Source organism: Pseudomonas sp. N040, from assembly GCF_015637705.1.
Lineage (GTDB): Bacteria > Pseudomonadota > Gammaproteobacteria > Pseudomonadales > Pseudomonadaceae > Aquipseudomonas.
The window spans coordinates 152442-177550 of sequence record NZ_JADOBE010000001.1 but is presented as its reverse complement, the minus strand read 5'-3'; the positions used below and the strand labels follow the sequence as shown (position 1 = coordinate 177550).

General features: G+C 52.2%; 21 protein-coding genes and 1 tRNA gene. 1 reads left to right on the top strand and 21 read right to left on the bottom strand.

Going from position 1 to position 25109, the window contains the following annotated elements; genetic code table 11:
* Positions 1-4: 4 nt before the first annotated feature.
* From ISX93_RS00795 to ISX93_RS00700, 20 genes are all read right to left on the bottom strand, one after another.
* The gene (locus ISX93_RS00795) at positions 5-697 is read right to left on the bottom strand and encodes a PP2C family serine/threonine-protein phosphatase (protein WP_195776785.1); all 693 of its coding nucleotides are present in this window, start codon (positions 695-697) and stop codon (positions 5-7) included.
* The gene (locus ISX93_RS00790; protein ID WP_195776784.1) at positions 697-1368 is read right to left on the bottom strand and encodes a vWA domain-containing protein; all 672 of its coding nucleotides are present in this window, start codon (positions 1366-1368) and stop codon (positions 697-699) included. The genes ISX93_RS00795 and ISX93_RS00790 overlap by 1 nt, the downstream gene beginning before the upstream one ends.
* A 176-nt stretch (positions 1369-1544) precedes the next feature.
* Positions 1545-2252, bottom strand: a complete 708-nt coding sequence (locus ISX93_RS00785; RefSeq protein ID WP_195776783.1) for a macro domain-containing protein — start codon at positions 2250-2252, stop codon at positions 1545-1547.
* Positions 2249-2896, bottom strand: coding sequence for a DUF4433 domain-containing protein (locus tag ISX93_RS00780; RefSeq protein WP_195776782.1), 648 nt, complete (start codon positions 2894-2896; stop codon positions 2249-2251). The genes ISX93_RS00785 and ISX93_RS00780 overlap by 4 nt, the downstream gene beginning before the upstream one ends.
* Positions 2897-2957: 61 nt before the next feature.
* Positions 2958-3161, bottom strand: coding sequence for a hypothetical protein (locus ISX93_RS00775; RefSeq protein ID WP_195776781.1), 204 nt, complete (start codon positions 3159-3161; stop codon positions 2958-2960).
* Positions 3162-3339: 178 nt separating this feature from the next.
* Positions 3340-3825: a single-stranded DNA-binding protein gene (gene ssb / locus ISX93_RS00770; RefSeq protein ID WP_195776780.1), complete on the bottom strand. Its 486-nt coding sequence runs from the start codon at positions 3823-3825 to the stop codon at positions 3340-3342.
* Positions 3826-3950: 125 nt separating this feature from the next.
* A complete protein-coding gene (locus ISX93_RS00765) occupies positions 3951-4343 on the bottom strand; it encodes a hypothetical protein (protein WP_195776779.1) in 393 nt (130 codons plus the stop codon).
* A complete protein-coding gene (locus ISX93_RS00760) occupies positions 4340-6286 on the bottom strand; it encodes an AAA family ATPase (RefSeq protein ID WP_195776778.1) in 1947 nt (648 codons plus the stop codon). The genes ISX93_RS00765 and ISX93_RS00760 overlap by 4 nt, the downstream gene beginning before the upstream one ends.
* 13 nt (positions 6287-6299) lie before the next feature.
* Positions 6300-7202 carry a hypothetical protein gene (locus tag ISX93_RS00755; protein ID WP_195776777.1) on the bottom strand — a complete coding sequence of 301 codons (903 nt, stop codon included), beginning with the start codon at positions 7200-7202 and terminating at the stop codon, positions 6300-6302.
* Entirely contained in the window at positions 7202-8935 is a 1734-nt protein-coding gene (locus ISX93_RS00750; protein WP_195776776.1) for a DUF3696 domain-containing protein, read from the bottom strand. The genes ISX93_RS00755 and ISX93_RS00750 overlap by 1 nt, the downstream gene beginning before the upstream one ends.
* 295 nt (positions 8936-9230) lie before the next feature.
* Entirely contained in the window at positions 9231-10577 is a 1347-nt protein-coding gene (locus ISX93_RS00745) for a phospholipase D family protein (RefSeq protein WP_195776775.1), read from the bottom strand.
* Positions 10578-10627: 50 nt separating this feature from the next.
* Positions 10628-12457: an AAA family ATPase gene (locus ISX93_RS00740; RefSeq protein WP_195776774.1), complete on the bottom strand. Its 1830-nt coding sequence runs from the start codon at positions 12455-12457 to the stop codon at positions 10628-10630.
* A 14-nt stretch (positions 12458-12471) separates the two neighbouring features.
* Positions 12472-13599 carry a restriction endonuclease subunit S gene (locus ISX93_RS00735; RefSeq protein ID WP_374987643.1) on the bottom strand — a complete coding sequence of 376 codons (1128 nt, stop codon included), beginning with the start codon at positions 13597-13599 and terminating at the stop codon, positions 12472-12474.
* A 38-nt stretch (positions 13600-13637) separates the two neighbouring features.
* Positions 13638-15221: a type I restriction-modification system subunit M gene (locus ISX93_RS00730; protein WP_195776772.1), complete on the bottom strand. Its 1584-nt coding sequence runs from the start codon at positions 15219-15221 to the stop codon at positions 13638-13640.
* A 31-nt stretch (positions 15222-15252) separates the two neighbouring features.
* Positions 15253-17382: a DNA recombination protein RmuC gene (rmuC, locus tag ISX93_RS00725; RefSeq protein ID WP_229731962.1), complete on the bottom strand. Its 2130-nt coding sequence runs from the start codon at positions 17380-17382 to the stop codon at positions 15253-15255.
* 8 nt (positions 17383-17390) lie between these two features.
* The gene (locus ISX93_RS00720) at positions 17391-20771 is read right to left on the bottom strand and encodes a DEAD/DEAH box helicase family protein (RefSeq protein WP_195777177.1); all 3381 of its coding nucleotides are present in this window, start codon (positions 20769-20771) and stop codon (positions 17391-17393) included.
* A 48-nt stretch (positions 20772-20819) separates the two neighbouring features.
* Positions 20820-22334: a sigma-54 interaction domain-containing protein gene (locus tag ISX93_RS00715; protein WP_229731960.1), complete on the bottom strand. Its 1515-nt coding sequence runs from the start codon at positions 22332-22334 to the stop codon at positions 20820-20822.
* Positions 22335-22533: 199 nt separating this feature from the next.
* On the bottom strand, positions 22534-22818 hold the full coding sequence (locus ISX93_RS00710; protein ID WP_195776771.1) for a hypothetical protein: 285 nt from the start codon (positions 22816-22818) through the stop codon (positions 22534-22536).
* A gap of 11 nt (positions 22819-22829) precedes the next feature.
* A complete protein-coding gene (locus tag ISX93_RS00705) occupies positions 22830-23990 on the bottom strand; it encodes a site-specific integrase (protein WP_195776770.1) in 1161 nt (386 codons plus the stop codon).
* Entirely contained in the window at positions 23983-24219 is a 237-nt protein-coding gene (locus tag ISX93_RS00700) for a hypothetical protein (RefSeq protein WP_195776769.1), read from the bottom strand. The genes ISX93_RS00705 and ISX93_RS00700 overlap by 8 nt, the downstream gene beginning before the upstream one ends.
* A 154-nt stretch (positions 24220-24373) precedes the next feature.
* On the opposite strand from ISX93_RS00700, the gene ISX93_RS00695 reads away from it, so the two are divergent.
* Positions 24374-24592, top strand: coding sequence for a helix-turn-helix domain-containing protein (locus ISX93_RS00695; RefSeq protein ID WP_219840969.1), 219 nt, complete (start codon positions 24374-24376; stop codon positions 24590-24592).
* A 302-nt stretch (positions 24593-24894) separates the two neighbouring features.
* Here the strand turns inward: ISX93_RS00695 and ISX93_RS00690 are convergent.
* Positions 24895-24971: transfer RNA gene (locus ISX93_RS00690), tRNA-Arg, on the bottom strand.
* Positions 24972-25109: the final 138 nt, after the last annotated feature.

Sequence of the window (25109 nt, the reverse complement as noted above, 5' to 3'; positions counted from 1 at the left end):
TGCTTCAATCCGTTCTGAAAATTCCAGCGATAGTCTTATCGTCACCATGGCGTGGCGTGGTCCAGCCATGGAGTTCTCGTAACAGCCACTGGCGCATGCAGCGCTTACTGGCGCGTAACTGACGCTGATAAATCGCCTCAAAAAAAGGCTCCAGCTGTTCTGAAATCAAGTCGTCAGAGATGCCGTCCGTCATCATTAAAACGCCGTCACCCGGAAGGCGCAGGTCGAAGTCGATACTGCAGTCAGCCCCAGTTGCTGCCTGCGCCAAGGTCCTGGTCTGGTTGCCAAAGCCAGAACGCTGCCCTGTAATGACCCTGAACACACCCTGACTTCTAACGAGTAACAATCCATCGCCGATTTGACCTGCTATGCCTTGGCCGCTGTCATTAACTCGGGCCCACAGGCACGTTGTTTCATAGAGCCGGAAGGGCTCGCCAAAGTGAGACAGCCAGGCGTCACGTAAAGCCGGGGTAACCGATCCATGAGAAATATCTTGCTGTTGACGGGCTAGTTGTCTGAACAGCTGGACAGCTTTGAGAGAGCCCAGATGGCTTCGCGAGCGGCTGCCGAGCCCGTCAGCCACAGCAATGCACCATCCGCCACGCAGGCCGCTAACACAAAGAGCATCCTGGTTTGGGGATCCATCCAATTGATGTGCGGGGCCTTGCACGGAGGCCCCACCTGCCAGCAAGCGCATCAGAATTCCCAGTCTTGGTCGTCTGAGCTAGGAATCTGTAAGGGTGTTGATTGGTTGGGGGTGGCTGATTGGCTGCGGGCACTGACACTCATGGTTACGGCGCGGAAGAATCGATGTATATCCCGGGCATTGTCAGCATGAAACAGCGGCGCTTCAGGATCGTTAGCAAAGTCGCTGAGCATGGACTCATCCGCGTCAGAACCAATTGCCATTGCCAGACGCGTGGCTTTGCAAGACCGCTCGCCGTTAATCAGGCGGGCAAAGGGGCCTCGCCAGTCGTCATTGGGATGGCCATCAGAGACCAACACAATCACAGGCTTATAGGCGCGGGCAGGAATGCAGTCCTTGTCTTCGATCATCTCGCTGGCCAGCGACAGAGCCCCCCCCAGCGGAGTCATGCCCTCTGCCGCCAAGGGCGTGAAGCTCTGTAACTGATGAGCTGGGGTCAGCGGAAGGTTCAACTGCGCCTGGCTGCCGCCAAAAGTGATCACGCTGACCTGAATCTCTGCGCGCAAACGGCTTTCACTGGCAAAGCTTTGAATCATGTCACTGAGTCCCTTGTTCAGGGCTTCGATCTTGCCTTCGACCGACATACTGCCGCTTGTGTCGGCCAATACGATGATCGGCAGGGGGCGGGCATTTTGTGCTTGGAATTTTCTAAGTTCAGACATCTGTAATTTCCTTGTTGGGTTTGCGCAGAGCTACAGCGAAATGCATGCCAATTATAAAAATTCATATTAATCAATAAGTTAGGTTTAATATCGCTGGGTCGACATCCTTTATGCGCATTACAATTCTTACTCTAATGCAAGGTTCCTTATCTTGGTGCGTTGATGCCTAACCACGGTTAGAGCAAGGAAGCCTGCGCCGGCGTTTCAGGATCAGAGCCCCTTAATAACTGCGTGACAAAGCTGTAAGCCTTTTCCAGAGTCTTGTCTCCGATCCCCTCGAATTTCAATAGCTGATTCAGCTGACAGACGCGCTCGTCTGCAAGAGCCTTTCTGATTGCCTCGACAGACTGAGAGCGCAAACCACTGCTGGCTTTAATCTGCTCGTCACTGAGTTCGAGAAATCTGTTTTTGAACGCTTCGTACAGATCATCTGGAGCAAAAGGGTCATAATGGTAAATTTCAACCGGAATCGCGCAAGGGCTGAGGTGATCCAGCATGATTTCCAGCGAGCGTTCAGCTGATAGCCCTCCCATCTGAGCCCCTAAGAGCGGGAAGGCAACAGAGCTAATCCCGCGAGACTTGTAGGTGCTCATAAACTTCTCTAGACCTGCGTGCAGGAAGTCTTCCTGGCTGGGGTAGCGCCAATGTTTCTTGGTCGGAAAATTCAAAACCCAACGATCCATTGCCTTGAAAATCCATAACTTCCCAATAGCAATCTGCCCTTGTTCGCACAGAAGACGGTACTGCTGAAACATTTCCGGATAGCGCAAGCGGTATTCAAATGCGATGCCGGCACCCATCACGCCAACGCAGTTAATAGTGTTGACACATGTCTGGGCGCGCGAGCGAAAAATATTGCCCGTGACTACGGCGAGATTACTCATCTAATAGCCCCGGCAAAAAAGAAGCCCGGATCGACAATCAATCTGTCATCCAGGTTAAGTCCTGAGTCGTTAACAGCCGCTGCTGTCTCTGCGTTTGAGCAGATCGCAACCTCGATAAATCCGGGGGCAATACTGGGAGCTACAAGCACCTCAGCACAGCGTCGACGCTTACCATCCGGCACATCGTTCCAGTAAGCAGCCTTGAGTGCCTGTAGCGAAGGCTCGATAACTGACGGATCTTTTGCAAACAATGTCAGTTCACTGGCTGCATTGCCGTCCGTAAAACAATGCTGATCGTGGTAATCCAAAAGACTTGGCGAAAGCCCCAGCACCACCAGATCAGCAGCCTGATCGCGGAGACTGTACAGCATGGGATTTCTCGGATTCAGGTATAACGGAACGTAATCATGCAAACAGCGCTGAAAAATCGGTTCGTATCTGCGGGCGCGCCGGGCCTGCACCTCTTGGTCTGAGTAGTCCTGAACGTGAAGACCCTTTTCTATCGCAGTACTGCGTGACACAAGGCCATGCTTACGAACGGTCTGGAAATTCTCTAACGGCATCATGTAGTACAAGCATGGTGGTAAGCCGGGCATCGGAGACATCCCTTCGAGCATGGATTGCATCAGCTCACTGCTCTTCATATTCGTCCCCTGTATACCCTTTCTATGTGCGCAACCCAGTCAGCTCCCAGCTCTCCAGCCCTCACAGCCCCTGATAATACTGCTTGATCTTCTGCGCCATGAGCCGGCGGCATTCGGTCAGGAAGGCTTCGAATTGATCTGGCTGGTAGGCGGCTAAGTCTTCGGGGAGGCAGTTGACAGCCAAGTTGGCTTTCAGGTCGTCAAGGCCGATGATCGCACCATAGTGCGGTACACCTTGTTGACACTGGTCAAACACCCTCGCCATATAAACGGCCGGGGCAGTTAGGAATCGTACTTAACTTTTCCCCATGGCCTTCGGTTGTTCCAAGGATAACGAAGAGCCATCTAAATCCGCCTCCCAGCGGGAGCCAACTGGATCAGTCTAGCCGCATACTGAATTGAAAATTCATAGCTAATCAAATATCAGGAATGTCGAGTGCTGCCTAGAAAGGAACTCGGTCCAGATCATTGGCGAAATCATCGTCGGGCCAGCCACTTGGGCTCTGCTGCTTGGGCTGAGTATTCATGCTGTCTTTGGCTTTGAATGGTTCATTATCAGAATGTGATATCGCACCAGGGCTATCTCCTCGGCCACCCAGCAACTGCATGGTGCCGCTCATGTCGACCACGATCTCGGTGGTGTAGCGCTTGATGCCGTCTTTATCCCACTCCCTCGTCTGAATTCGGCCTTCGATGTAACACTGGGAGCCTTTCTTCAGATACTGGCCAGCAATTTCTGCAACCTTTCCGAAGAAAACCACACGGTGCCATTCAGTCCGTTCTTGTTGCTGCCCTGATTGCTTGTCCTTCCAGCTGTCAGTGGTCGCCAGCATTATCGAAGTGATCTGATTGCCGTTAGACAGATGGCGCGTTTCAGGATCAATGCCAACATTTCCTATTAGAATTACTTTGTTTATGCCTCGGGCCATGAGGATGCTCCTTTTAATTGGCGTGGTCTGAATATCTTAATTGATGCGGGGATTGGAGCAATGGGAAGTGATTTCTATGCTTTTATCTGAGCGCTAAATTTATTAATATTTGTATCTTGATTGCTCTATCGATACTGATAAATGGTAGATCCATCATTGCTATCAATTAATAATTCGTCGACAATTTTATAAATGTATAATTCGGATTCGTCAGATCTAATGGTCGCAATAACTCGATTGGCTACTTCTTTTATCCATTTTGCGTCATCAATTGGATCGCCAATAACAAAGTTTAGCTCAACAACTCCATCGGGCTTATTTTTAATTCCGTAAGCTACAACAAACCTAACAATTGTTGGTGAAATGCTGATAGAAAAATCAAAGCTATGTGAGTCCAGTAATTTTTTTGTAATTGTTCTTGCGATTTTATTTGAAGCTCTTTGTAATTCAATTATTTCGCGGCAGACAATGGGAGGTGCTGGTTTCCCATCGCCATATGATATTGCGCATGAATTCATGGAATAATTTCCTGTAGGTAACGTTTGAAAAAGCTTTCATATCGGCTGCCATCGTTTAGCAAAATAATTATGTTCTCTTTAGCTCTTGTGAGTCCAGTGTAAATTAATTCTGGAGCGTCGAATTCATCTATCAATAAAAAAATCGTCGGAGACTCAAAGCCTTTAAAGCTATGCATGGTTGTCAGCTTCATAACTCCACTGTTTAGATTAAACCCTTGCTTACGCTTTATTCCGATTTTGCGTAATAGCTCTTTCGTGGCTTTAGGCTCAAGTTTTTTAGCTCGGACTATCTTGGCCTCTTCTTCGGAGGCGAATGTGGTAATGGTCCTTTCCTGATGGTCAGGGCCCTCCCTGAGGATAAAATCTAACTTTCTTAAAACGTCTTCTTTTGAGTGTACAACTGCAATATCGTTCGGATGTATTCTCTCCCTCTGAGCTATATAAATAATTAATTTGGCAGTTTCATTTAACTTTTCTATATGCCATTTGCTTACAATGCTAACACCGAACAAGGATGCTGAGTGCTGATAGGATTCATCTCCCTCAAAGTTATATTTCTCGGAAAGAAATTGTTCCTGGAATGCATTGGCTAGTTGCAATACGGGAGAGTCCTTTTTGTATCTAAAGCTTTTTGATAGTTTCTGCCATCGCCCAAAGCCAGAAATCGTCCGGACTTTTTTCTCATCATCGATAGACCGGTCATAAATATTCTGCTTTTCATCAGCAAACAGAACCATTTCGCCATCGTCATCCAAAAAGTATTTTCTAATTATCGTTTGCCATTCAGGTTTGTAATCTTGAGCCTCGTCAATCAAAATAGTTTTGTATTTTATTGTGTCGTGTTCATCAAATATATCTACATTCGAGTAGAAATTTTTTTCAAGGTAATCCATTGCAGCGTCACCATCATCTCCCTCAGTCTCTTGCGGTGCATGAATGTTGATCCCGGCCTCATTGAGTGCAATGGTCATAAACTTGTGGTAATTGATTATGTGAAAGCTGCCCCAGTCGAAATCATCACGAACCTCATTTATCTTGTCTTTAACAAACATTCGAAGAGTCAGATTAAATGTCAATATCAACACTGAGTCGCCATGCCTTCTATGCGCATTTACCGCTCGCTTTGCGAGTACTGTAGTTTTTCCCGAGCCGGCGATCCCACATATTTTTGCGCGAGCATTTGCTTCGCTCTCGGTGAGTCGCGACTGGGTCTGTGTATAGACTATTGGCTTGCCTTCATTGGCATAATGATATGGAGGCTGAAGCAAGCGCATCAGCTCTGTATAAACACTTTCTTCAAATAGGGGGTTTTGCCTTCCACCGGAGAATGCAATTCTCTTCAGTGAATCTTGCGTGATCGCTATTTGCCCTGTATCACGGTCAAGTTTTTTCTTCTTGCCTGAAAGGTATACCCGTTTTTTATCATATTGGTCATGTTCAATTTTTTTATCTTTAAATTTTTTATCGTTTTCTTCTATTTCGTATCGTAATTCATTTAATGCAGGTTCGTATAATTTTGCGATATCGCTTTTTGAGGCGTTATGAAAGTATACGCAAACCTTTATAAGGCCGTAGAAGGTTTCGCTGGACATACTTTTTTCAAGCAGGCCGTTTGTGTGGACTTCGAAAAGATTTTTTTTGTAGGCAAATGCTTGTGCGAAGGGCGATCTCAATAATGCATTGTTTTTTGCTAAATGCCATTGATTGTTTTTATTTACGTTGTAGTTTTTTAAATGCCAGTCCTTTACTTCAGCAATGATTATGCCAACACCTTTTTTTATTATTACTATATCGGGCCGCTCGCCATTAAAGCAGGGTTGAAAGTAAACTTCAGCGTCAGGATCAAAACTTGCTTCAAAGTAATTGAGCAGAAATAGCTCGCCCTCCGTAGGCGGCTGTTTGGATAGCTTTGCTTTTTCAATATCAGGAATAATTTTTGCCACGACTTAACCACAACTATTTTGACGGCAAAATAATAGACTTAGCATTAGCTAAGACGTCTCCACTTTCCTGAAATTGATCATTCAGGTCATTAACGCGACTTTTATCCAAACAGGTAACATCTGTAAGATGTTCTCGTTCATCATGATCAGTGGGCTCAACAAACCCGCGATCAAAGCGTAATCCTGCGCGTGGACTGACAACATACCGAGCATGAAAGTCTAGGTCTAAAGCAGCGTCAGGCAATAAATGAATTCGTAGACAAACACCCTGCTTGATTACACCTTCGAGCATCCTTTCAAAATCGGCAGCAATACGATCAACGCTACGCTCATCTGTGCTTTGTGCAGTAAAGACGATCACTTCAACTAAGCGATGTCCCTCCTCGCGACAAAGATTGACCATCGCCTCCAGAACCTTGCAGCACTTAGGCCTAGCCTGAAAATATGGGTCAACCAACATAATGCGATCCGCGCTGTGCAGTACATAGCGTGCCGCTTCTGCTAAGGCTTTTGCATTACGCTTAATCTGTACATCTCGACGGTCCTCGAAGAGTGTTTCATCGGTTTCTGCCAAGCAATGGAATTGCTCTGTATGGTGATTATCACGCACCAATATGCCTGATAGGCTTGTGCGCACAGCATCGGTTTTGGCATTGCTGAGCCAATCATCACCTGAGTAGGGCAGTCCCATACGCACCAGACGGTCGTCTTTGGCCTGGCGCAGTTTTTCCTCGATACGCTTGAGCTCCATATCCCCCAAGCCGTTACGTTGACAGCCTTCCATTACCAAGCGCATCCAGGTTTTTGGAAAGCGTGCAATCAGCAAACCTTTGCTGTATCCGAATTTCTCTAGCGCATAGCGCAGGTCGTGCCAGTTGTTAATGGCTTGAGGCTCAATCGCAAACAGCGCATGCATCAGAACAACTCCTCGCCACGTTCAGCGAAGAAGCCACTTGGCCATCGGCTGGTGAACTCGCCATAACGATCAATTTCAATACGCGTGGCCTTTACTCCGCCTGCTGCAGTGTCTAGGTAGATGATCGACACATCCTCAGGTGCCAGCGGCTGTATGCCATCTGGCAGTTCGTCCTCAGTGCTTTCGCGAATACGCCGCAAAATCCGCAAAATCAGATGCTCGCTATGAGTCTCGATCAGGAAGCTGCATTGGCGATTCGCCTGGGTGAGCAAATCACCTATGCCCACCTGGATCCGTGGGTGCACATGCAGCTCTGGCTGCTCGCAGGTCACTAGACCTTGGCGTGCCACCACAGCGGCCACCATCAGCGGAAATAATTGTGAAATGCCAACACCTACCTCGGTAAAGGCTACCTCACATTGCCGCGCTTCATCCCAAAGCCCCCATTGATTCAGCACCTGATCAATTACCGCGCCCTTGGGTGCCGTGCTTTCAGGCGCTAGCTCTTGCAATATCGCTTTAAGTTTTTGCGGGTCGATCTGTACCCGTTGGTCTGATGGATTCCCATCCTCATCGGAGCCACTCAGGTTGATCTCAATCGTATCCCCGAGCGTATCAAGCATGGCGCGTAAGTCGCCCATGCTGTCGTCACTGCCGGTATACACAACCTTGCTCACCACCGATTTAGCGCGCAGTGAATAACCGAGGCCGAGATGTCGCATCCAATAGTTGATCTCGGCCAGCAAAGCGGGTGCCTTATGCTGCCGGCTGTGAGAGCTGATCACATCCCAGGCTGCAGCGCCGCTGTACCAGTCCTTTTGCTCGGGGTAAGGATTAGGCTGGCGCAAGGAGTCGGGCACCATGCGCAAAGGGCCGATGCACAAGCTTTGATTAAGCAGTGTCAGCAGATTATCCAGCGGGGCTACCAACACATCCGAGAGAATTTCATGCAGTCGCGTGGTTATACGCGGGTCGTCATGAGTAAAGGTGCTTTCCAATCGTTTGCCCAACACCGGCAACGCGCCTGCAAAGCCCTTGAACCCCAGCTCGGCGTGAGTAAACGTCATTTCAGGGCCGTGCCAGGAATCGCGGCGGCTGCACAGCTGGGTGGGGCGATGAGCATTTAGCAGTTCATGCAGTGTACTCACAAAGCCATCGCCCTCGCGTTCAGCGGCTTCGGTCGCATCCCCCACCGTTAACAGAGCGGGGTGCTGGTAATTGAGCCAGGCCAGCACCGGCTGCTTCATTCCTGCATCGCTGGTCAGCTCTGCAATCAAGGTGTCGTCTAACCAGACTTTGTAGCAGGCCACATAGGCAGTTTCGGCTGATTTAGACCAGGCAATATGCAGCTCCACGGCAAAGCGTGCGGTGTCGGCTGTTGGGCTGTCGACAGTGAGGCCAAAATCTTCGTTGATCAGCTCATACAGCTGGTTGTAACCGGAGCCGATGCTGTCGGCTTTTCCGACATGCAGCTTGATGACTATGCGCTTGTTCAGATCGCCACCATTCACCAAGCTGGCAAAGCCTCCAATATGCTTCTCGCCCAACACATCAATGCGCTGCGGGTCGCAGTGTCCTTTGGCCAAAATTTGCTGCAGATAAAACAGTGCCATCAGCACCGAGCTTTTGCCGACGCTATTCGGGCCAAACATCAAGGTCACCGGTGCCAGCGGGAGAGTTTGCGTCGATTGAAATGAACGAAAGTTAGTGAGGGATATTTCAGTAATACGCATGGCTTATAGACTCTGGTGCAATTGAAATGCGCGGTTAGCATCTAGCCAAAAGCGTCTTATGTGTTTTATCAGCAGTTGTTTTTCAGTGCTCTACTGGCATCAATTAGGTTTCGGTATTTCATCCAGCACCATCGATTGTGACGGGCCGTCAAGCTCACAAACATTCTCGAACGGCGCGCCACAATCGAGCGAGCTGGTAGTCAGTAATGCCGCGTGCTTCAAGGCGTGGCTAATCAATTACTCAACTCCTCAACTGTGTTGCGGTAATCGCTATGGCAGCGCGCTTTAAAGTCTTTCAGTAAATTTTCACGTCATATCCCAAAGCACGCAGTGCTTTACTGGTGCGCCCATTTCTAGGCGGTACCACTTCGGGTCTTGCCCAACCAACAACCTCGGCAATAGAGTTCAGTCCGTAGCGGGGTATGCCATAGTTCGGGTCACGCCCAGCGTGGTAAATACGCTCCCAAATCTCTGACTCAGCGCCCTCATACAAGACATAGTGCAGAAGTTTCCGGATATCCCAACTCTTGCTATTTCGAGCCTTCATAATGAGGTGAGCGAATAGTTTCACACGCCCCTCTTTATCCATGGTCTGAACATCGGGGCGACCTAGTTCTGACATGGGTACCTTGATGACATGGTTCATCGTTGCATGGGTTTTACTGCACAGGATTTCGAATTCATCCTCGGTCAGGCTTAGGACTTTTTCTCGGTCTAGTAGCTCTCGGATTTTTGGTGCGCTGTGGTAGAAGGTGTCATCTTCGTTTGAAGGCGCCGAGGTCAAGCTCTTCCACCACTCAAGCTCGGCTTTCACCGCGGACTGCGGGTTAGCTCGATTTCGTGCGTAGTAATCTTCGTAGGGTTTGCTGAGGCCTTCGCCTACTTTGTTGTAGTAGTAGGCGTGTAGAAACTGATCCACTTGCCAAGCGGTTGGTACATCCTCATCGACCCAGACCGGGCGGTAGCCGGGCATCTGTTGCTGGATGCTTTGCAAGATACCCAGCGTACTCAGCCACTCGCGCCTGAAGGTTTCCTTGCCCCGATCGAGAGCGGCCTTCTTCTGTATGAAGCTGGGACCCCCCCAAACCGGATGCTTCCGTTTCTTTAGGGCTTCGGCATCGATGTTTTTCTTAAGGGCATTAAGCCCTTCCATTTCCGCGATGTACTCCGCCGAAATCGGGATGGTCACATCCAGCTCTCGCAAGTATTCGAAGAAGTCTTCAAGCTGTCTGTCCATGCTATTGGCGACTAGCTCATCCTCCGTGAGGAAAACTCCAGCTTCGATATTTGTCAGCCAGCCTCTATCCGTGTGGTTGGCTGAGCCGATGTAAGCACCATAGCCCTTCCACCAGATGACCTTGGGATGAAAGCAATCCGGTACAAATCGCGTGAAGACATTGTCCTTTTGATGTTTGAGCAGCCGTTGAAGTAGCTCCACTGAAACAGGCACGGTATGGTCATAGCGCATCCACAGATCCAGCCGTAGCTTGTTGGCCACACAATGGCCAACCAGATCCTGTGTGTTATCAGAAGCGCTGCTGCCATAAGCCACTGCCGCCAGTACGCCATCTACTTCAACATCTGCAGGAGGAAGCTGGTTCCTTAGGTGTTCCCCGTTAATGCAATTAGCGATCAGTTTCATGCCGACGCCCTTCAACACGCTGAATAACTCGACTATCAGGAAGCCACACTTCAGGCGACCAAAGTCAGCAGGTTCTCGATCAGCTCTTTTAGCTCCGAGCGTTGCTCTGCGCCCACTTGGTACATCGAGCTCTGGAGGATCTGTTCGGCAGTCATGTGCGGCCATAACTTATCGATCACATCATCCGCTTTGATGCGCACAGCCTGACCGATGATCTTCTTAGCATCGCAGGTGTCGGTGAAGGTCACCCTTACCCCGGTTTGAACATCAATCATGTCAGGGCACAGGTAGTTTTCAATTTCCCGCTTGCGGGTCGAATAGAAAGCTCTACCACTCCCCTCTACTTCCTGTTTGCGCTTAGCAATCGAAGCGACCTGCTCAGGGGGGCCGCCGATGTCGGAGTCGAGAAACACGCACCAGGGCAGCCCGAGGTGATCGGCCAGGTTGAGGGTGACCCAGTGCTTTACGCTCCCGCAGCCACCGATAAGGATCGGGACAATCTTGGCATCTTCCAAACTGGATTCGAGGTGCCCGGCCGCTTTCAAGGTATTGGACGCATGCCGAAGGAACGTCACGTCTGACTTGCCTTCAACCAGCACGACTGCCTTCGCCCGCTCCATACCTGTCTCGGGTAATACACCAAGGCTCTCAACTGCTTCTTTCAGTACATCGTTATCCGGCATCTTGACGAACGGGATGCCGTTTTCGTCCTTGGTGACATAACGGATACCGTCGATAGGCATCAGGCCAGCGAGAGCGGGGACGTGAGTGGTGACGATGATCTGCCGGCTGGGCTGGTTGGAGAGTTCCAATAGCGCCTTAATTAACATTATCTGGTAATCGGGGTGCTGGGAGGTTTCCGGCTCTTCAATGGCGTAGATAACATTGCGCTGGGTGCCCACTACGGCCTTCTCCGCCTCAGCGCGGAAGAAGTTGAGAAGGATCAGGCGGCGTACACCGCTGCCGCGCTTATTGATGGGGATGCCGTTCTCACCATCCAGAGTGAAGTTGAAAGTCCACTTGGGCTTTTCCTTAAAACGCGGGGTCAGTTCGTTGGCCAGCTCGGGGGCCATTTCCCGCAGCTTGTCGAGGGTGCGGGTGGCGACATCCAGCACACTGGCTTCGATCTGCTGCTCCAGCGCGCTGATCTGAACTTGCAGCGAGGCCTGAGCTTCCTTGACCGCCTGCTGCAGCGGGTTCTTGGCTTCGGCGTCGCCATCGCTGCTCTCACGATCTGCCTTGAACAGGGCGAAGGTAGGTAGCTGGGCCTCTATCTTTTCCCAAATGGATTTACTGTCGGTCGACAGCCCTTTGCTGACATCGAGCAACGTCTCCTGACAGGCAATAGGTCCCGCAGCCGCACGAATGGCGTGCCGCCATTGAGAGGCCACCCGCTGATCCGCTACTTGCTCAGAGACGCCAAGTTGCACGCCGAGCTTTTTCAGGTCGGCCATTTTGAGGCTGAGCAAAGTTGCCAACTCAGCATCCGCAGGGTGCTGACAGCGGATTGCTGTGCGCTCCAGCTTGCCGGTGATGGCCTTGAAGGTTTTGACAATCTCCAGCGCGCCTTCGGCGTTGAGCAGGTACTCCTGCCCCAAGGAAGTTGCGGCATTTTCATCGAGCACCAGCGCCCCAGGCAGATCATCAAACTCACAGGCAATCTCGAACTGCTCAAGGCCTTCGTCCAGACTGAAGCAGTTCATATCGCTCTTGTCTGCCTTGACGTCGCCACTGTCGAAAAATATCGCCAGGGCTTCTAGGATGGTCGATTTTCCATAGTCATTGCGACCGACGATGCCGGTCATGGCTTCGTCGATGGGAATCACGGTGGTGGCGCGGTAGCCGCGGAAATGGGCGAGTTTGACGGACTTGAGGCGCATGGAGATTTCCTTATCTATACCCTTCCAGAGAAAGCATTTTGACTGAGAGAGTCAAATAGAGCGCTCGCTGAATTATGACTTGCAGATAATTTTGCTTTTTTGGATTCAATTCTTTTGACTAGAGATTTAAAACTACCCTGCAATTCAGCAGAAGGCAGTGGAACCGGAAGCTCTCTCATTGACTTCAGTGAGACATTTTTTATCGTGCTTCCCGTCTCAATACCGCTCGTGTAGCGCAGAAAGTAGTGACTTCCTATTAGGTGATATAGATACATAGAGCTGATGCGCTCAGGAATCACATTGAAGTAACAAACGCTCTTACCCAAAACCACTTTCTCCCCCTGATAGAAAGCGACCTTGCCAATCGTGCCGTTAATTGAAACAAGCATCGTATTCTGACTTAGTTCCTTTTTATGCTTTTTGAACTCTTCATCGCCAACGCGCTTAACTCGCTCACCGATAACAATGCTTCCGTTATCAAGGTTATTTCCATTGATGAAATAGTAATCTCCAGACTCATCATATTCGGGGGTTCCGTGCAAGCCATCGCCAAGCTTCGAAACCAGTACGGACAAAGGCCGAACCTCCCACCCCTTCGGATTGGTCACCGGGTCGCCGAACATGTCCAGAAACACGGCGCGGAGGAAGTTGTCGGCGAGCTGGATGGCTTGCTGGCGTTTGCGGCGGATGGCGTCGGCCTTGTCAAGGATGGCGGCGATGCGCTTTTGTTCGGGCAGGGGGGGGAGGGGTATTTCAAACTCCTCCACGATTTTCTTGGACACTTCTTTAAATGTTGCGCCATTGCCAAGCGCCTGCAACCGCTCAGAGCTGTGCTTCATACAGTAATAAAGATAGAGGCCGTCTACATTCGCGCCTGGAACAAGACTCTTAAAGCCTTGATTCGTACACAAATCTCTACCGGCAATTGCGATATTTCCAATTGGCGCACGGGAAGTTACCAACACGCTTCCCTTTGGAAGCATGGATGTCGAGCAGCTCTGAAATCCAGCCTCAGATATGTACTCAGGCGCATCCTCTAGGGCTGGATAAGCCAAATCAGACACATCCTTTGGGGTCACCCATGGGACGTCAGGTGAGTCCCAGTACTCTGGCACTTCGCGCTTAGGGGTAGCACCGCCCACTACCTCGCAACAGTCTCTGAGCTTAACCAATGGCCAACTCACAGCATCCCCTCCAGCTCATCCAGATCCGCCAGAATTGCCTGCTCCAGCCCTTTTAGCCGTTGCAGAATCACCTTGGGGTCTTCGTACTGCTCCTGCTGGTACTCCACTTCTTTGTAGCGGTTGATGGAGAGGTCGTAGTTGTTGGCAACGATATCCTCCGCCTGAACGACAAAGGCTTTTTTGCGCTTGTCGCTGAACAGGGTGTTGATGGTGCTGGCGCTGATGTTGCTCTCGACCATCCGCCGGTATTTGTGCCATTGGGCGATGGTGTCGGGAAGGTCATTACTGCCTTCGCCTTTCAGCTCGGTGCGCTTGTCGTCCAGCGAGTAGCCGTCGGCCTGCAGGTCATAAAACCACACGCGCTCGGTGCTGCCGCCCTTGGTGAAAATCAGGATGGCGGTGCTTACGCCAGCATAGGGTTTGAATACGCCACTGGGCAGGCTGACGATGCCTTCGATCTGGTTGTTATTCAGCAGTTCCTGACGCAGTTGCTGATGGGCTTTGCTGGAGCCGAACACGACACCGTCCGGCACGATCACGGCGGCACGGCCGCCGAGTTTAAGTGAACGAAGGATATGGGCGACGAAAAGCAGCTCGGTCTTTTTGGTTTTCACCAGGCCGAGTACATCCGGGTTGGTGTTGGCCTCGTCAATTGCACCTTTGAACGGCGGGTTGGCCAGCACCACGTCGAAGAAGTTTTGTTCCTGTTTTGGGAAGTGCTCCTTGATGGATTTGCTCAGGGAGTCTTGATAACGGATATTCGCGCCGTTCACCCCGTGCAGCATCATGTTCATGCTGGAGACGCGCAGCATGGTTGTGTCGAAGTCGAAGCCCCAGAACATCTGGTTATTGATGTGCTGGCGATAGGGTTCCAGCTCGTCGCCGGTGTAATGTTTGTTGCCGTCTTCGTCGGTGAAGATGCCTGCTGGGCTTGAATGCACGCGGTTGAGGTATTCCATGGTGCGGGCGAGGAAGCCTGCGGTACCACAGGACGGGTCGCAGATTACCTCGGTCGGCTGCGGGGCGATCAGCTCGATCATGGCGTCGATGATGTGGCGCGGCGTGCGGAACTGGCCGTTGATGCCGGCGGTGGTGAGCTTGCTCAGCAGGTATTCGTAGATATCGCCCTTCACGTCGCTTTCGGTCAGAGGCAGGTCGTTGACCATCTCCACGGCGGAGGTGAGTACGGACTCGTTCTTGATCTCCAGATCGGCGTCCTGCATGTACTCGCTGATATGGCCGAGGCCTGCACGCTCGCCGCCTTCGCCTCCGGCAGTACCGAGTTTGGCGAAGAAGGGGTAGACGTTCTGCTTGAGGTGCTTGTGCAGCTCCTTGCCGCTCATGTTGCGGAAATTCTTCCAGCGCAGCAGCTGGCCTTCTGGTGTATTGGCGAACAGGCGGTCGAAGGCTTTGCCGGTGCGGTTAGCTTTGCGCTCGGCGACGTCTTCCTGCATGTCGAGCATGCGGGCGAACATCAGGTAGCTGATCTGCTCGATTACTGTCAGTGGGTTGGTGATGCCGCCAGTCCAGAATTTTTCCCAGAGCTTGTCGATGTCGTTGCGGATTTTGCCGGTTAGCATTGGAGGTACTTCTCTTGTTCAGAATTAGGGGTTAGAGCTGGCCGGCCAGCTCTTCTTCGGATGATTGATGGTCAAGTTGCGGCGTGGCCTGGGCGAGTTCAGGCGCGTCATCGATGGCTTCAACAATCAGAGACAGCCGCTCACTTTCGAAATCCATGTGGACAGGCTCCAATGCTGGCAGGGTCTTGCTGACCTTGGCGGACAACTTGTTGAAGCGCTCAACCTTGCCGTACAAGCCTTGCTTGCCGGCCAGTGCCTTCACGGTTTCGTTATAGTGATTGCTGACTGTATTGAGGGTGCCGCCCAATTTGCCGAGGCGTTCAGCCACGGTGCAGACCTGGTTGTAGATCTCGCCAGCCTTCTCGCTGATTTCCCGCGCCTCGGCGTTGCTGCGCTCGATCATCCACAGATTAGAAACGGTGCGCAGAATGGGAATCAGGGTGGTGTGCGAGACCAGCACGATGCCTTTTTTGTAGCCGTACTCGAACAGGTCCTTGTTGTGCTTCATGGCCTCGATGTAAGCCGGCTCGATGGGCATGAACATCAGCACGAAGCTGGGGCTGCGCATGCCGACCAGATTGGTGTAGTCCTTGGATGACAAGTCATCGATGTGCTTACGCACGGCCTTGACGTGCTCTGTCATAGCCAGCTGATATGCCTCCGGCGACTCGGCACCGACAGCGCGATCATAGGCGTTCAGCGATACCTTGCTGTCGATAATGATGTGCTTGCCATCCGGAATTTTTATCAGGTAGTCGGTCTGCTTACTTTTACCCTCGGCATCCTTGAAGGCACTTTGGACTTCGAAGTGTGTTTCCTCGATCAAGCCGCTCATTTCCAGAGTTCTGCGCAACTGGGCTTCACCCCAAGCGCCGCGTTGTTGAGAGTCGCCCTTGAGCGCGGAGGTGAGGTTGTTGGCCTCCTTGCTCATCTGCAGACCGATATCCAGCACCTTTTTAATTTCACCATTGAGGCTGTTGTTGCCCTGCTGGGACGCGTCATGCACGTCGTTGATGCGCTTCTGGAAGCCCTCAATCTGCTCGCGGAAAGGCTTGAGGAGGCCGTCGATACCAGCTTGACTGGTCGCGGTGAAGGTCTTGCCCTTCTCCTCGAAAATCTTGTTAGCCAGGTTTTCAAACTCCTGGGTGAGCGACTTCTTGGTGTCAGAAAGTTGAACCATCTGCTCCTGGAAGTGCTCCTCGCGCTGACTCAAGGTGGTTTTGAGTTCGGTATGGTCCGAGTTGAGCTGCTGCAGGCGTTCCTGGAGCTCGCTGAAAGACTGCATCTGCTTAGCCAGCGCCTGCTTGGTCTCTGCCAGTTGCTCGCGCACTTCGCGCTCGGCGGTTTCCAGGGCTTTAGCCCGCTTACCTTCGCTGGCCAGCTCGTCCTTCAGGCGGTCGCGCTCAGCATTCAGCTGATCACAGGTGAGCTGGGTCTTGGCGAGTCGATCATTGAGATCGGCCACTAATTCCTCACGCTTTTCCAAGGCAGTCTTCAGCTCTGCATGGGCATTGCTAAGCGGCTCATAACGGCTCTGTAGCTCTGCGCGTGACTGAATCTGCTCAGCCAGTTTTTGCTTGGTCTCGGCGAGTTGTTCACGGGTTTCACGCACTTCTGATGCGGCCACCTGGGCGCTGGCATCAAGGCTGGCTAGGTCATTCTTGAGACTGTCACGCTCGCCTTGCAGCGAGGTGATGGTGGCTTGCGCCGTAGTCAGACGATCACGCAGGTCGATGACTTGCTCCTGAAGCGCTCGCCCTTCAGCTTGGGCCGCTTCCAGACGCTTGGCAGTTTCATTATGCCGCCGGCTGGCATCCTCCAGCTTTATCTCTTGGGCTACCTTTGCGTCCTTGCTCTCCTGCTGTTCCTGGTTCAGGCGCGCCACGTTGTCGAAAGCCGATTGCAGCTTGGCCTTCAATGCGCTTTCTTCGATTTGAAGCGCCTGACTGCGCACTTCTGTGGCCTTGAGTTGATCACCCAGCGCCGTGCTGGCGGCTACCGCCGAGGCCTGTGCCTGATGCGCTTGCTCAAGCTGCGAGGTGAGCCGGCTGAGCTGCCGTCCTTGACGCAGGGTTGCGACAACATAGCCGAGTACCAGACTGGCCAGAGCGGCAATCGCGCAGATTACGATGATTTCAGTAGTCCATTGACTGGCTTGCATATTCACTCCTAGTAACTGGTTGGCGGGTTATCCCCGCGCAGAAAAGGTTTGAGCACGGAGACCAACTCCGTTACATCGGCGGGTGCGAATACACCGTCGATGCCTTCATGCGAAACGCTGGAGAACGGCGCGTCGTAGAGTGTTTCGATGACAATGCTGCCGTGTTGGGCGATGTAGTTTTTCAGCAGGTTCATAAAGCGAACCTGCTTGGCGGTCAGGCCGGGATGGGCGTGAAGAAACTTCTTGAAGTGCTCCTCGATCGCCTGTGCATCCAAGCCGATGATTTCGCGCACGGTCAGTTGCAGCTGATCTGCCGTGCGTCCGTAGAACTCGTTGAGCACTTCCAGGCTGACGCCGGGATGGCTGGTGAGAATGGTTGAGGTCAGGGTCTTGAGTTCTGACTCGGCAATAGGCTCGCCCTTGTGAATCTTCTGCAAGGTCGGGTTGGCGGCGAGCATGCCGTCGAGAATGTCTTTAAGGCGGCGACGGTAGATCAGTGCTTCGCTGGCTCCGGCGATATATACCGCGCGCTCCTCGCCTAGCACCTTGCCATCCTTGGTTTTGGTGGTATTGATGCCGAAGCCCGGCCCGGTGCCAGCTTGTCTGTATTTCATGATGCCGCGCAGCTCTGTGCGGGCGTTTTCCAATTTGTCGATGGTCGGCTGCTGCCAGAAATCGGCGCTGCGCACTTCGGCAATCAGCACATCCTTGCGACGCACGGCCTGAATGTTCACGGCGAGTTTGTCCAGTTCAGCCAAGAGAGTGATCTTGCCGTCTTCGAAGCAGCTGGCCTGCTCGACCAGGCAGCGTTGGATGCCGGCGATCAGCTTATCCAGCGCGATGGCGTGTTTATCCTGCAACACCCGGGCGGACATCAGTGGGGCAATGGTGTTGCTGAGTAGGTGCTGGGTTGTGCCAGCAAATTGCTGCAACAGATTTGTTTGCTGCAGCTGGTGGACGACGCGCAGCTCGCGTTTTACCGCCACACTGGTATCGGGCAGGTCGTTGATGTCTGCTTTGAGCAGGGCAATAGCGGTATCGAACGCTGTTGCATGGTTGTGATGGAGTGCTACCTGGGCCAGCTCCAGACGGGCTTCAAAGGTGGTTTGCAGGAGGGATTTGCTGCCGGTGTCTTCCGGCTCCTGATATTCCTGCTCGAAGAAATCGAAGTTGCCGTAATGGTCGAAGATCAAGAACTCGGTCTTGTGCTTACCCTGGCCAAAAAGATTGGGACAAAGGCGTGTACCACGGCCGATCATCTGCCAGAACTTGACCCAAGACTTGACCGGTTTGGCGAACACCAGATTGACCACTTCGGGCACGTCGATGCCGGTGTCGAGCATATCCACGGAGATGGCGATGCGGAAGTCGTTATCCGGCTTTTTGAATTCCTTGATCAGTGTGTCCACATGCGGAATGGCGTTGTGGATGACCTTGCAGACCTTGGTGCCGTATTGCGGGTAGAGCTCGCAGAAGAGTTTTTCCAGATGCTCGGCATGGTCCTGACGCTGGGCGAAGACGATGGTCTTACCGACCAGTGAGCCGGTCTCATCCTTGATGCCATTGTTGATCAGGTTTTCCAGGATGATGCGGTCGGTGTCTTTGCTGAAGATCTTGCGGCCGATGTCCTTGCCGGCGATGGTGGTGTTTTTAGCAACATCTTCCCCAAGGTCTTCCTCTAGCTGAAGTTGTTGAGCTTCTGAGAGGTCGTTGTAATGGATGCCGTCGCGCAGGAAGTCGGTGGTGAGATCTTTGACGCGAAAGGGTGTCAGATATGGCGGCTCATTGTTGATGGCGTCATCCAGGCCGAACTCAAATGTAGGGTCGGTGGTTTCGCAGTCGAAAATATCAAAGGTGTTGCGGGCGATGAACTTCACTGGAGTGGCGGTAAGGCCAATCTGCAGGGCGTCGAAGTAGTCGAAAAGATCGCGGTACTTGTTGTAGATGCTGCGATGGCTTTCGTCGGCAAGAATCAGATCAAAGAAGCCTACGTCCAGCTGAGTGAAGCGATTCATCATCCCTGGATAGGTGGCGATATAGATGCGCGCGGTCTGATCCACCTTGTTGGTTTCGCCAATTACGCAGCGCGGCTCGCTGGGCAGGTTCTGCTTGAAGGCTTCATCGGCCTGGACGCGCAGTTCTTTGCGGTCACAGAGAAACAGCACGCGCTTGGCCCAACCGGTGCGTAGTAACAGCTCGGCCAAGGCGATGGCCACACGGGTTTTACCGGTGCCAGTGGCCTGGATGATCAGGGCCTTGCGGCGCTGCTGCTGGAAGTGCGCGGCGACTGTCTTGATCGCTTCGATCTGGTAAGGGCGATCAGCAATGCTCAGTTCAGGGTTGTGCTTTTCCAGCTCGGCAACTCGGTACTGTCGTTGGTAGATCAGGTATTCAAGGCTGTCCTTGCTGTAGAGGCCATATACGGGGCGGTAGGTGTTGTATTGCTTGTCGTCCCAGATGAAGGTTTCGTAGCCATTGCTGTAGAAGATCACCGGGCGCTGCATGCCCATGCGCTCGAAGCCGTCGGCATACATGCGCGCCTGTTCACGTCCGGCCTGCAGGCTGACATTGCCGGATTTCTTGGCCTCGATAACGGCCAGAGGCTGACCGTTGTCGCCCCACAGCACATAGTCCGCCTTACCTTTGCCAGAAACGTTGTCAGGGAAATCGACTTCGACCTCCTGACCCACTTGCGCGGGGTTGCTGACATCCCATCCGGCCTGCAGCAGCATGGTGTCGATCAGCAGTGAGCGGGTCTTGGCTTCGTTCCACTGCAGGCCGTCTGCGACTTTCTGGCTCTGCAACTGGCGCTTTTGCTGGTCGGGCTTGGCTGGCGGGTCGAGCTTGTCGAGGTGGCGGGTGCGTTCCTGCTCCAGCTTGTCCATGACGCGCTGAAGCTCTTCCTGCTGCTGGTTGAGTTCTTTTTCGTAGGTGGATACTGTCTTCTGCAGACTTGCCAGAGTTGCAGTCGGGTCCTGCACTGCCACAAATCCAGGAAGCTCCGCCTGAGCAACGCCGTAGTATTTGACGGCCATGTACTTGGCCAATTCGTGCGCTGCATTCAAGGCTAGCTTGGCATTGCGCACATCACCTTCTCCGCCATGGGCACTGTCGTTGCCCTGAATACGCAAGAAGTTGATCTGATAAACCAGAGACTTGCTGACGCAATCGGCGAACACCGGGTTTTTCACCAGGTCATAAAAGCTCGCCTGCGGCAGGCGCGGCAGCATTTCTTCCTTGTAGATGGCTTTGGTCATCTCTTCTGCGAAGCTGCGCAGACGAGTGAGCGAGCTACCCGGATCAATATGCAGCACTGCTTCAGCAAGACCGGCAAGGTTGGTCAGCAGTTCGTTGCCGGGCCGGAGGAACTCGAAGTTGACTGATTTCATAAAGGCGATTTTTTCCATGTCGATCCTATAGCGAGGACCGTGCCAGTTTTATTCGATGCCGTATTTATCCATCCAGTTGCTCAGCGTCTGCTGGCTTTTAAGGCCTAGCAGGCCAGCAGCCCGGGTTTTGTTGTTGCCTGAAATCGTCAGCGCCTTGCGTAGATAATGCCCTGCGACCTCTGCAATTATTTCTTGTATATCAATCCCTTGCGAAACGTCCATGGACAATATATCGGACGCTGCCTGCGGTAGCCTGAAGAGCGCTTGCTCGATTTCGTTGCTGGCAATCAAGTCGCCCTGACACCATAGCGCGGCCCGCAGTATGGTGGACTGCAGTTCGCGGACATTGCCACGCCAAGGGTGCTGAAGGATAAGGTTTTTTGCTTCTGCGGAAATTTTCTTATCGCTCAGGCTGGCGTCTTGGCTGGCCATGCCTGCTAGCAGCTTTTCGGAAAGCAGAAGCAGATCACCTTCGCGCTCTCTGAGTGGCGGGAGGTGTAATACACCTACAGCGATGCGATAGAAGAGGTCTTCACGGAAGCACCCGAGGGCAACTTCTTGCATCAGATTGCGGTGGGTGGCAGTGATCAGTCTCACATCGGCCTTGAGTTCCTGGCTTGCCCCAACCGGGGTGAAGGTGCCTTCCTGCAGCACCCGCAGGAGTCGCACCTGCACATCCGGCGTCAGCTCGCCAAACTCATCCAGAAAAAGCGTGCCGCCGTGGGCCTGCTGGAATACACCGGGCCGATCCGCAATTGCACCGGTGAATGCGCCCTTCTTGTGACCAAACAGTGTGGAGTCGATCAGCTCCGGCACGATGGCACCGCAGTTCACCGCAACAAAGGGTGCTGCAGTGCGTGGGCTGGCGTTATGAATGGCGCGGGCAAACAGTTCTTTGCCTGTGCCCGTTTCGCCATAAATCAGTACTGGAACTTGTTTCGCCGCCAGTATCTGCGCCTGCGCCTTGAGCGCCAGCATGCGCTCACTTTGCGTCACGATACTGTCGAAGGCTGCATCTACGGGTGCATCGAGCCCGGCGAGTTGTACTAACTTGTCGGTGCTTATCGTATTTGCCGCCGGAACATACTCGGCTGCAATTTCAAACGGTACTTCGACCTTTTGAACGCCTTGCTCAAGTGAGGATTGGTAAAAGGTTGCTGGGTAGCGTGTCTTGCCCAGAAGTATCCACACCGCTTGCATAGCGGGGGTGCCGGGACTAAGCAGAATCGAAAGCTTATTCCCGGGAGCGCTCAATTGCTTTAGATGCTTGCTAGCTGCCTGGTAGATCTCCCCGAAATGTACGGGTGAAGACAGGGAAACGTAATGCGCCGTGATCGGTACATCGACCTGCTCGTGGAGCCATTCAAGATAAGGCTCAACTCGCTCGGTGGGGTATGAGCAAAGTAGCTGGACGTTATCGACGGATACAGTTCTCAGCGTAGATAGAATCGGACCTGCCTCGCCACCGGATGCTGCTTTGAGATCATTTCCGCCAACCCAGCAGACCAACACGCGCTGTTTTATTATCACTGTCCCTGTTCTCCCAGCCTCGTTCTTGCCCATCTAGAAGGCAGGATGTTTCTTGTTTATATGGTCGGATAGTAAACCATTCAGTTAGGCGGATATTGACTCTAAGGCTGTAAAATCCGGCTGCTCACTTGGTTTATGAGTCACTTTTCTAATCGTTTTGAAAGGCAGCTGGCGAAACTTCAAGGAATCGCCAGCGCAACCTGGTGATGCAGCGTTCGTCGCCCCTGTGGCTTTAGTTTCTTAACAGGTCCTCAAGCTTTTCAATCAAGTAATTCAGTGGATTCCTGCCATCTAGTCGCTGCTGAAAAACCTCATCCCGGTGGTAGAACACCCACGTTTCGAGTGCCTGCCGATTGTTTTTTTCGTATCCAGATCCAAGTACGCAAATTAGTTCGCTCCCTTGAGGATTTTCAAGGTAGTGGCTTAGGGCGGATGTCAGGTGCTTCAGGTACTGGTGCTCGCGCTGCTCTATTGAGGTGTCCAGACTGATGACGTTGTTGCTTTTGATGAGCTTCATGGTTTGACTCCTCAGGCTTGCATATTGGCTTTGATCAGATTGTCGAAGGCGCTGCCATCGCGGCGTGTCAAGTTCGGTACATAGCGCGAGTAAACACGGAACAACATTTCGGTTGTTGTGTGCCCCATTTGGCGGGCTATCCATTCAGGGTTCTCGCCTGCGGCCAGCCATAGCGTTGCTGCGGTATGTCGGCTTTGATAAGGGCGTCGAACCCTGATACCCAAGTGACGCAGCAGCGGCTCCCAGACTCGTTTGCTGATATTCCGATATTCGTGGGGAGTGCCCTCGCGAGTGCAGAACACAAACTGTTTATCACCTGTTCGTTTTCGTTGCTCCTGAAGTGCTTCGTAGACAGGTCCTGAAATATCAATTTCACGCTGCGAGCCATCGTTCTTGGTGTAGTCAAGCTTGCCGTCGACCCAAGTCTCTCTAATCAGGATTTGCTTGCGCTCGAAGTCGACGTACTTCCATTGCAATCCATCGATCTCGCCAGTTCGGATACCAGTGAAGAACCTGACGGTGTAGTAGGGGCGAAAGTCTGCTCTGACGGTATCTAGAATCTGAATGACCTCCTGCAGGGTGAATGGCTCCACATCTGTCTTGGGTACTTTCAGTGATTTGATTGCAAGGTAAGGTGACGTAAACTCGAATCGGTCAGCCGCCTCATTAAGGATCATGCGCAATGGCGTCATGATGTGGTTGATTCGCGTCGCTGACAGACTCTGACCTTTCTGCCCGGGCACTTTGCCGAGAGCCGAGCGGAAAGCCAGAATGTCTGCCTTTGTGATGGCGCTGACCTCTCTTTTGCCGAATGCCGGCAGCAGATGCTTATCAAGTGTCAGGCGGATAGTCTTGGTATGACTGTCTCGCCACTCGATTTTCTTTTCATCGAGCCAGAGCTCTGCGAAATCTTTGAGCAGAGGCGTGTTCATAAGCGTGCAGCCTGCTTTTAGCCGGCTGAATTCTTGAACTCTGGCGCTGTGTGGGAAGTAGGTACCGTAATCGAAGGTGCCCAAAGTAATTTCGGCTTCGATAAGGCTGAGTAGCTTCTCTGCCTTCTTCCGATTGGCCGGCGTATTGGGAAGCGTCGTCTGCTCTCTGCAGCGCTTGCCGAGATAACGAAAGTCAAAGAAGAGATTCCCTGTTTCCTTCCGGGCAACAATATTACCCATGGCAAATTCCCCCGTTGGCCATGGGGATGCCGAAGCCATTTCCCCGCGAAAATTTCACCATGTCGCGCTCAACTGCGTCCCAAATGAAAAGGATCTTTCTGCCTCCGAATGGGCGGAAATAATGGATGCCTTCCAAAAGGACAGAGTCCTTGAGCCGATTACGGATCGTCCTGGCGTCGTATTTGATGCGTAGGGATAGCTCATCAGTAGTTAGATAAATTTCGCTCATTTTCTCTCCAGATTCATTTGTATCAAATATGAGCCGTTTGGCTCTAATGTGATAATAACGAGTCATTTGAGACTTGCAAGAGTTTTTTGACTCAAATTTGAGACAAATGCAAAATGAGAGACGTTTTCGCTAGGTCATCCTCATGATTCGAGTAATGTTCAAGCAGCAGTTGGACGAGAAATCCTTCAGGGAGAAGCGTCGCATCACATTGAATGAAGTCAGTGATGCAACTGGCATATCTAGGGCAACGCTTTCCCGTATTGCAAATACGCCTGGCCACAACACTTCGACCGATCATATCGATGCGCTTTGTGACTACTTAGGGTGTGAGTTGGATGACTTGCTAAAGCGAGTGAGCGAGAAGCCAGAGTGAGTCACCTTGCTTAACTCAAAGGCCTCATCTTCATTGCTGGCTGCTTATATGAACAGGCGCCCTTGAATTGAGGGCAGTGGTCAATATCGGGCCAACACAATTCTGGCCATTCAAAGCGCGGCCACAGAATGGACGCATTTTGGACGCAGCCACAAAAGTCGATTAAACCGGCTCACAAGGGCAGTGGTCATGCTGACCGACAGGATCATGCAGTAAAGAAGCGATGGGGAATTGAGGTGTGGGCCTAAGTCGGTGGCCGGACCTAGGAAGGCATTTTAAAAAGCCTATAAAATCAACAAGATTGGCGCACTCGGCGGGATTCGAACCCACGACCCCTGCCTTCGGAGGGCAGTACTCTATCCAGCTGAGCTACGAGTGCGTAATTGTTGCGGACTTGCATTTGATCACTAGCTGCCACGCTACTCAACTTAATGATCACTGCCTTCGGAGGGCAGTACTCTATCCAGCTGAGCTACTGGTGCAGCGCGGGCGCCATGATACGCATATGCGAGGAGGC

Bases quoted from the DNA above. Each gene is read 5' to 3' on its own strand.
- ISX93_RS00740 (WP_195776774.1), bottom strand. From the start codon at position 12,457: ATGCGCCTCAAGTCCGTCAAACTCGCCCATTTCCGCGGCTACCGCGCC.
- ISX93_RS00705 (WP_195776770.1), bottom strand. From the start codon at position 23,990: ATGGGTAATATTGTTGCCCGGAAGGAAACAGGGAATCTCTTCTTTGAC.
- ISX93_RS00785 (WP_195776783.1), bottom strand. From the start codon at position 2,252: ATGAGTAATCTCGCCGTAGTCACGGGCAATATTTTTCGCTCGCGCGCC.
- ssb (WP_195776780.1), bottom strand. From the start codon at position 3,825: ATGGCCCGAGGCATAAACAAAGTAATTCTAATAGGAAATGTTGGCATT.
- ISX93_RS00750 (WP_195776776.1), bottom strand. From the start codon at position 8,935: ATGCGTATTACTGAAATATCCCTCACTAACTTTCGTTCATTTCAATCG.
- rmuC (WP_229731962.1), bottom strand. From the start codon at position 17,382: ATGCAAGCCAGTCAATGGACTACTGAAATCATCGTAATCTGCGCGATT.
- ISX93_RS00695 (WP_219840969.1), top strand. From the start codon at position 24,374: ATGTTCAAGCAGCAGTTGGACGAGAAATCCTTCAGGGAGAAGCGTCGC.
- ISX93_RS00715 (WP_229731960.1), bottom strand. From the start codon at position 22,334: ATGGGCAAGAACGAGGCTGGGAGAACAGGGACAGTGATAATAAAACAG.
- ISX93_RS00795 (WP_195776785.1), bottom strand. From the start codon at position 697: ATGCGCTTGCTGGCAGGTGGGGCCTCCGTGCAAGGCCCCGCACATCAA.
- ISX93_RS00765 (WP_195776779.1), bottom strand. From the start codon at position 4,343: ATGAATTCATGCGCAATATCATATGGCGATGGGAAACCAGCACCTCCC.
- ISX93_RS00700 (WP_195776769.1), bottom strand. From the start codon at position 24,219: ATGAGCGAAATTTATCTAACTACTGATGAGCTATCCCTACGCATCAAA.
- ISX93_RS00720 (WP_195777177.1), bottom strand. From the start codon at position 20,771: ATGAAATCAGTCAACTTCGAGTTCCTCCGGCCCGGCAACGAACTGCTG.
- ISX93_RS00780 (WP_195776782.1), bottom strand. From the start codon at position 2,896: ATGAAGAGCAGTGAGCTGATGCAATCCATGCTCGAAGGGATGTCTCCG.
- ISX93_RS00745 (WP_195776775.1), bottom strand. From the start codon at position 10,577: ATGAAACTGATCGCTAATTGCATTAACGGGGAACACCTAAGGAACCAG.
- ISX93_RS00755 (WP_195776777.1), bottom strand. From the start codon at position 7,202: ATGCATGCGCTGTTTGCGATTGAGCCTCAAGCCATTAACAACTGGCAC.
- ISX93_RS00775 (WP_195776781.1), bottom strand. From the start codon at position 3,161: ATGGCGAGGGTGTTTGACCAGTGTCAACAAGGTGTACCGCACTATGGT.
- ISX93_RS00710 (WP_195776771.1), bottom strand. From the start codon at position 22,818: ATGAAGCTCATCAAAAGCAACAACGTCATCAGTCTGGACACCTCAATA.
- ISX93_RS00730 (WP_195776772.1), bottom strand. From the start codon at position 15,221: ATGCTAACCGGCAAAATCCGCAACGACATCGACAAGCTCTGGGAAAAA.
- ISX93_RS00790 (WP_195776784.1), bottom strand. From the start codon at position 1,368: ATGTCTGAACTTAGAAAATTCCAAGCACAAAATGCCCGCCCCCTGCCG.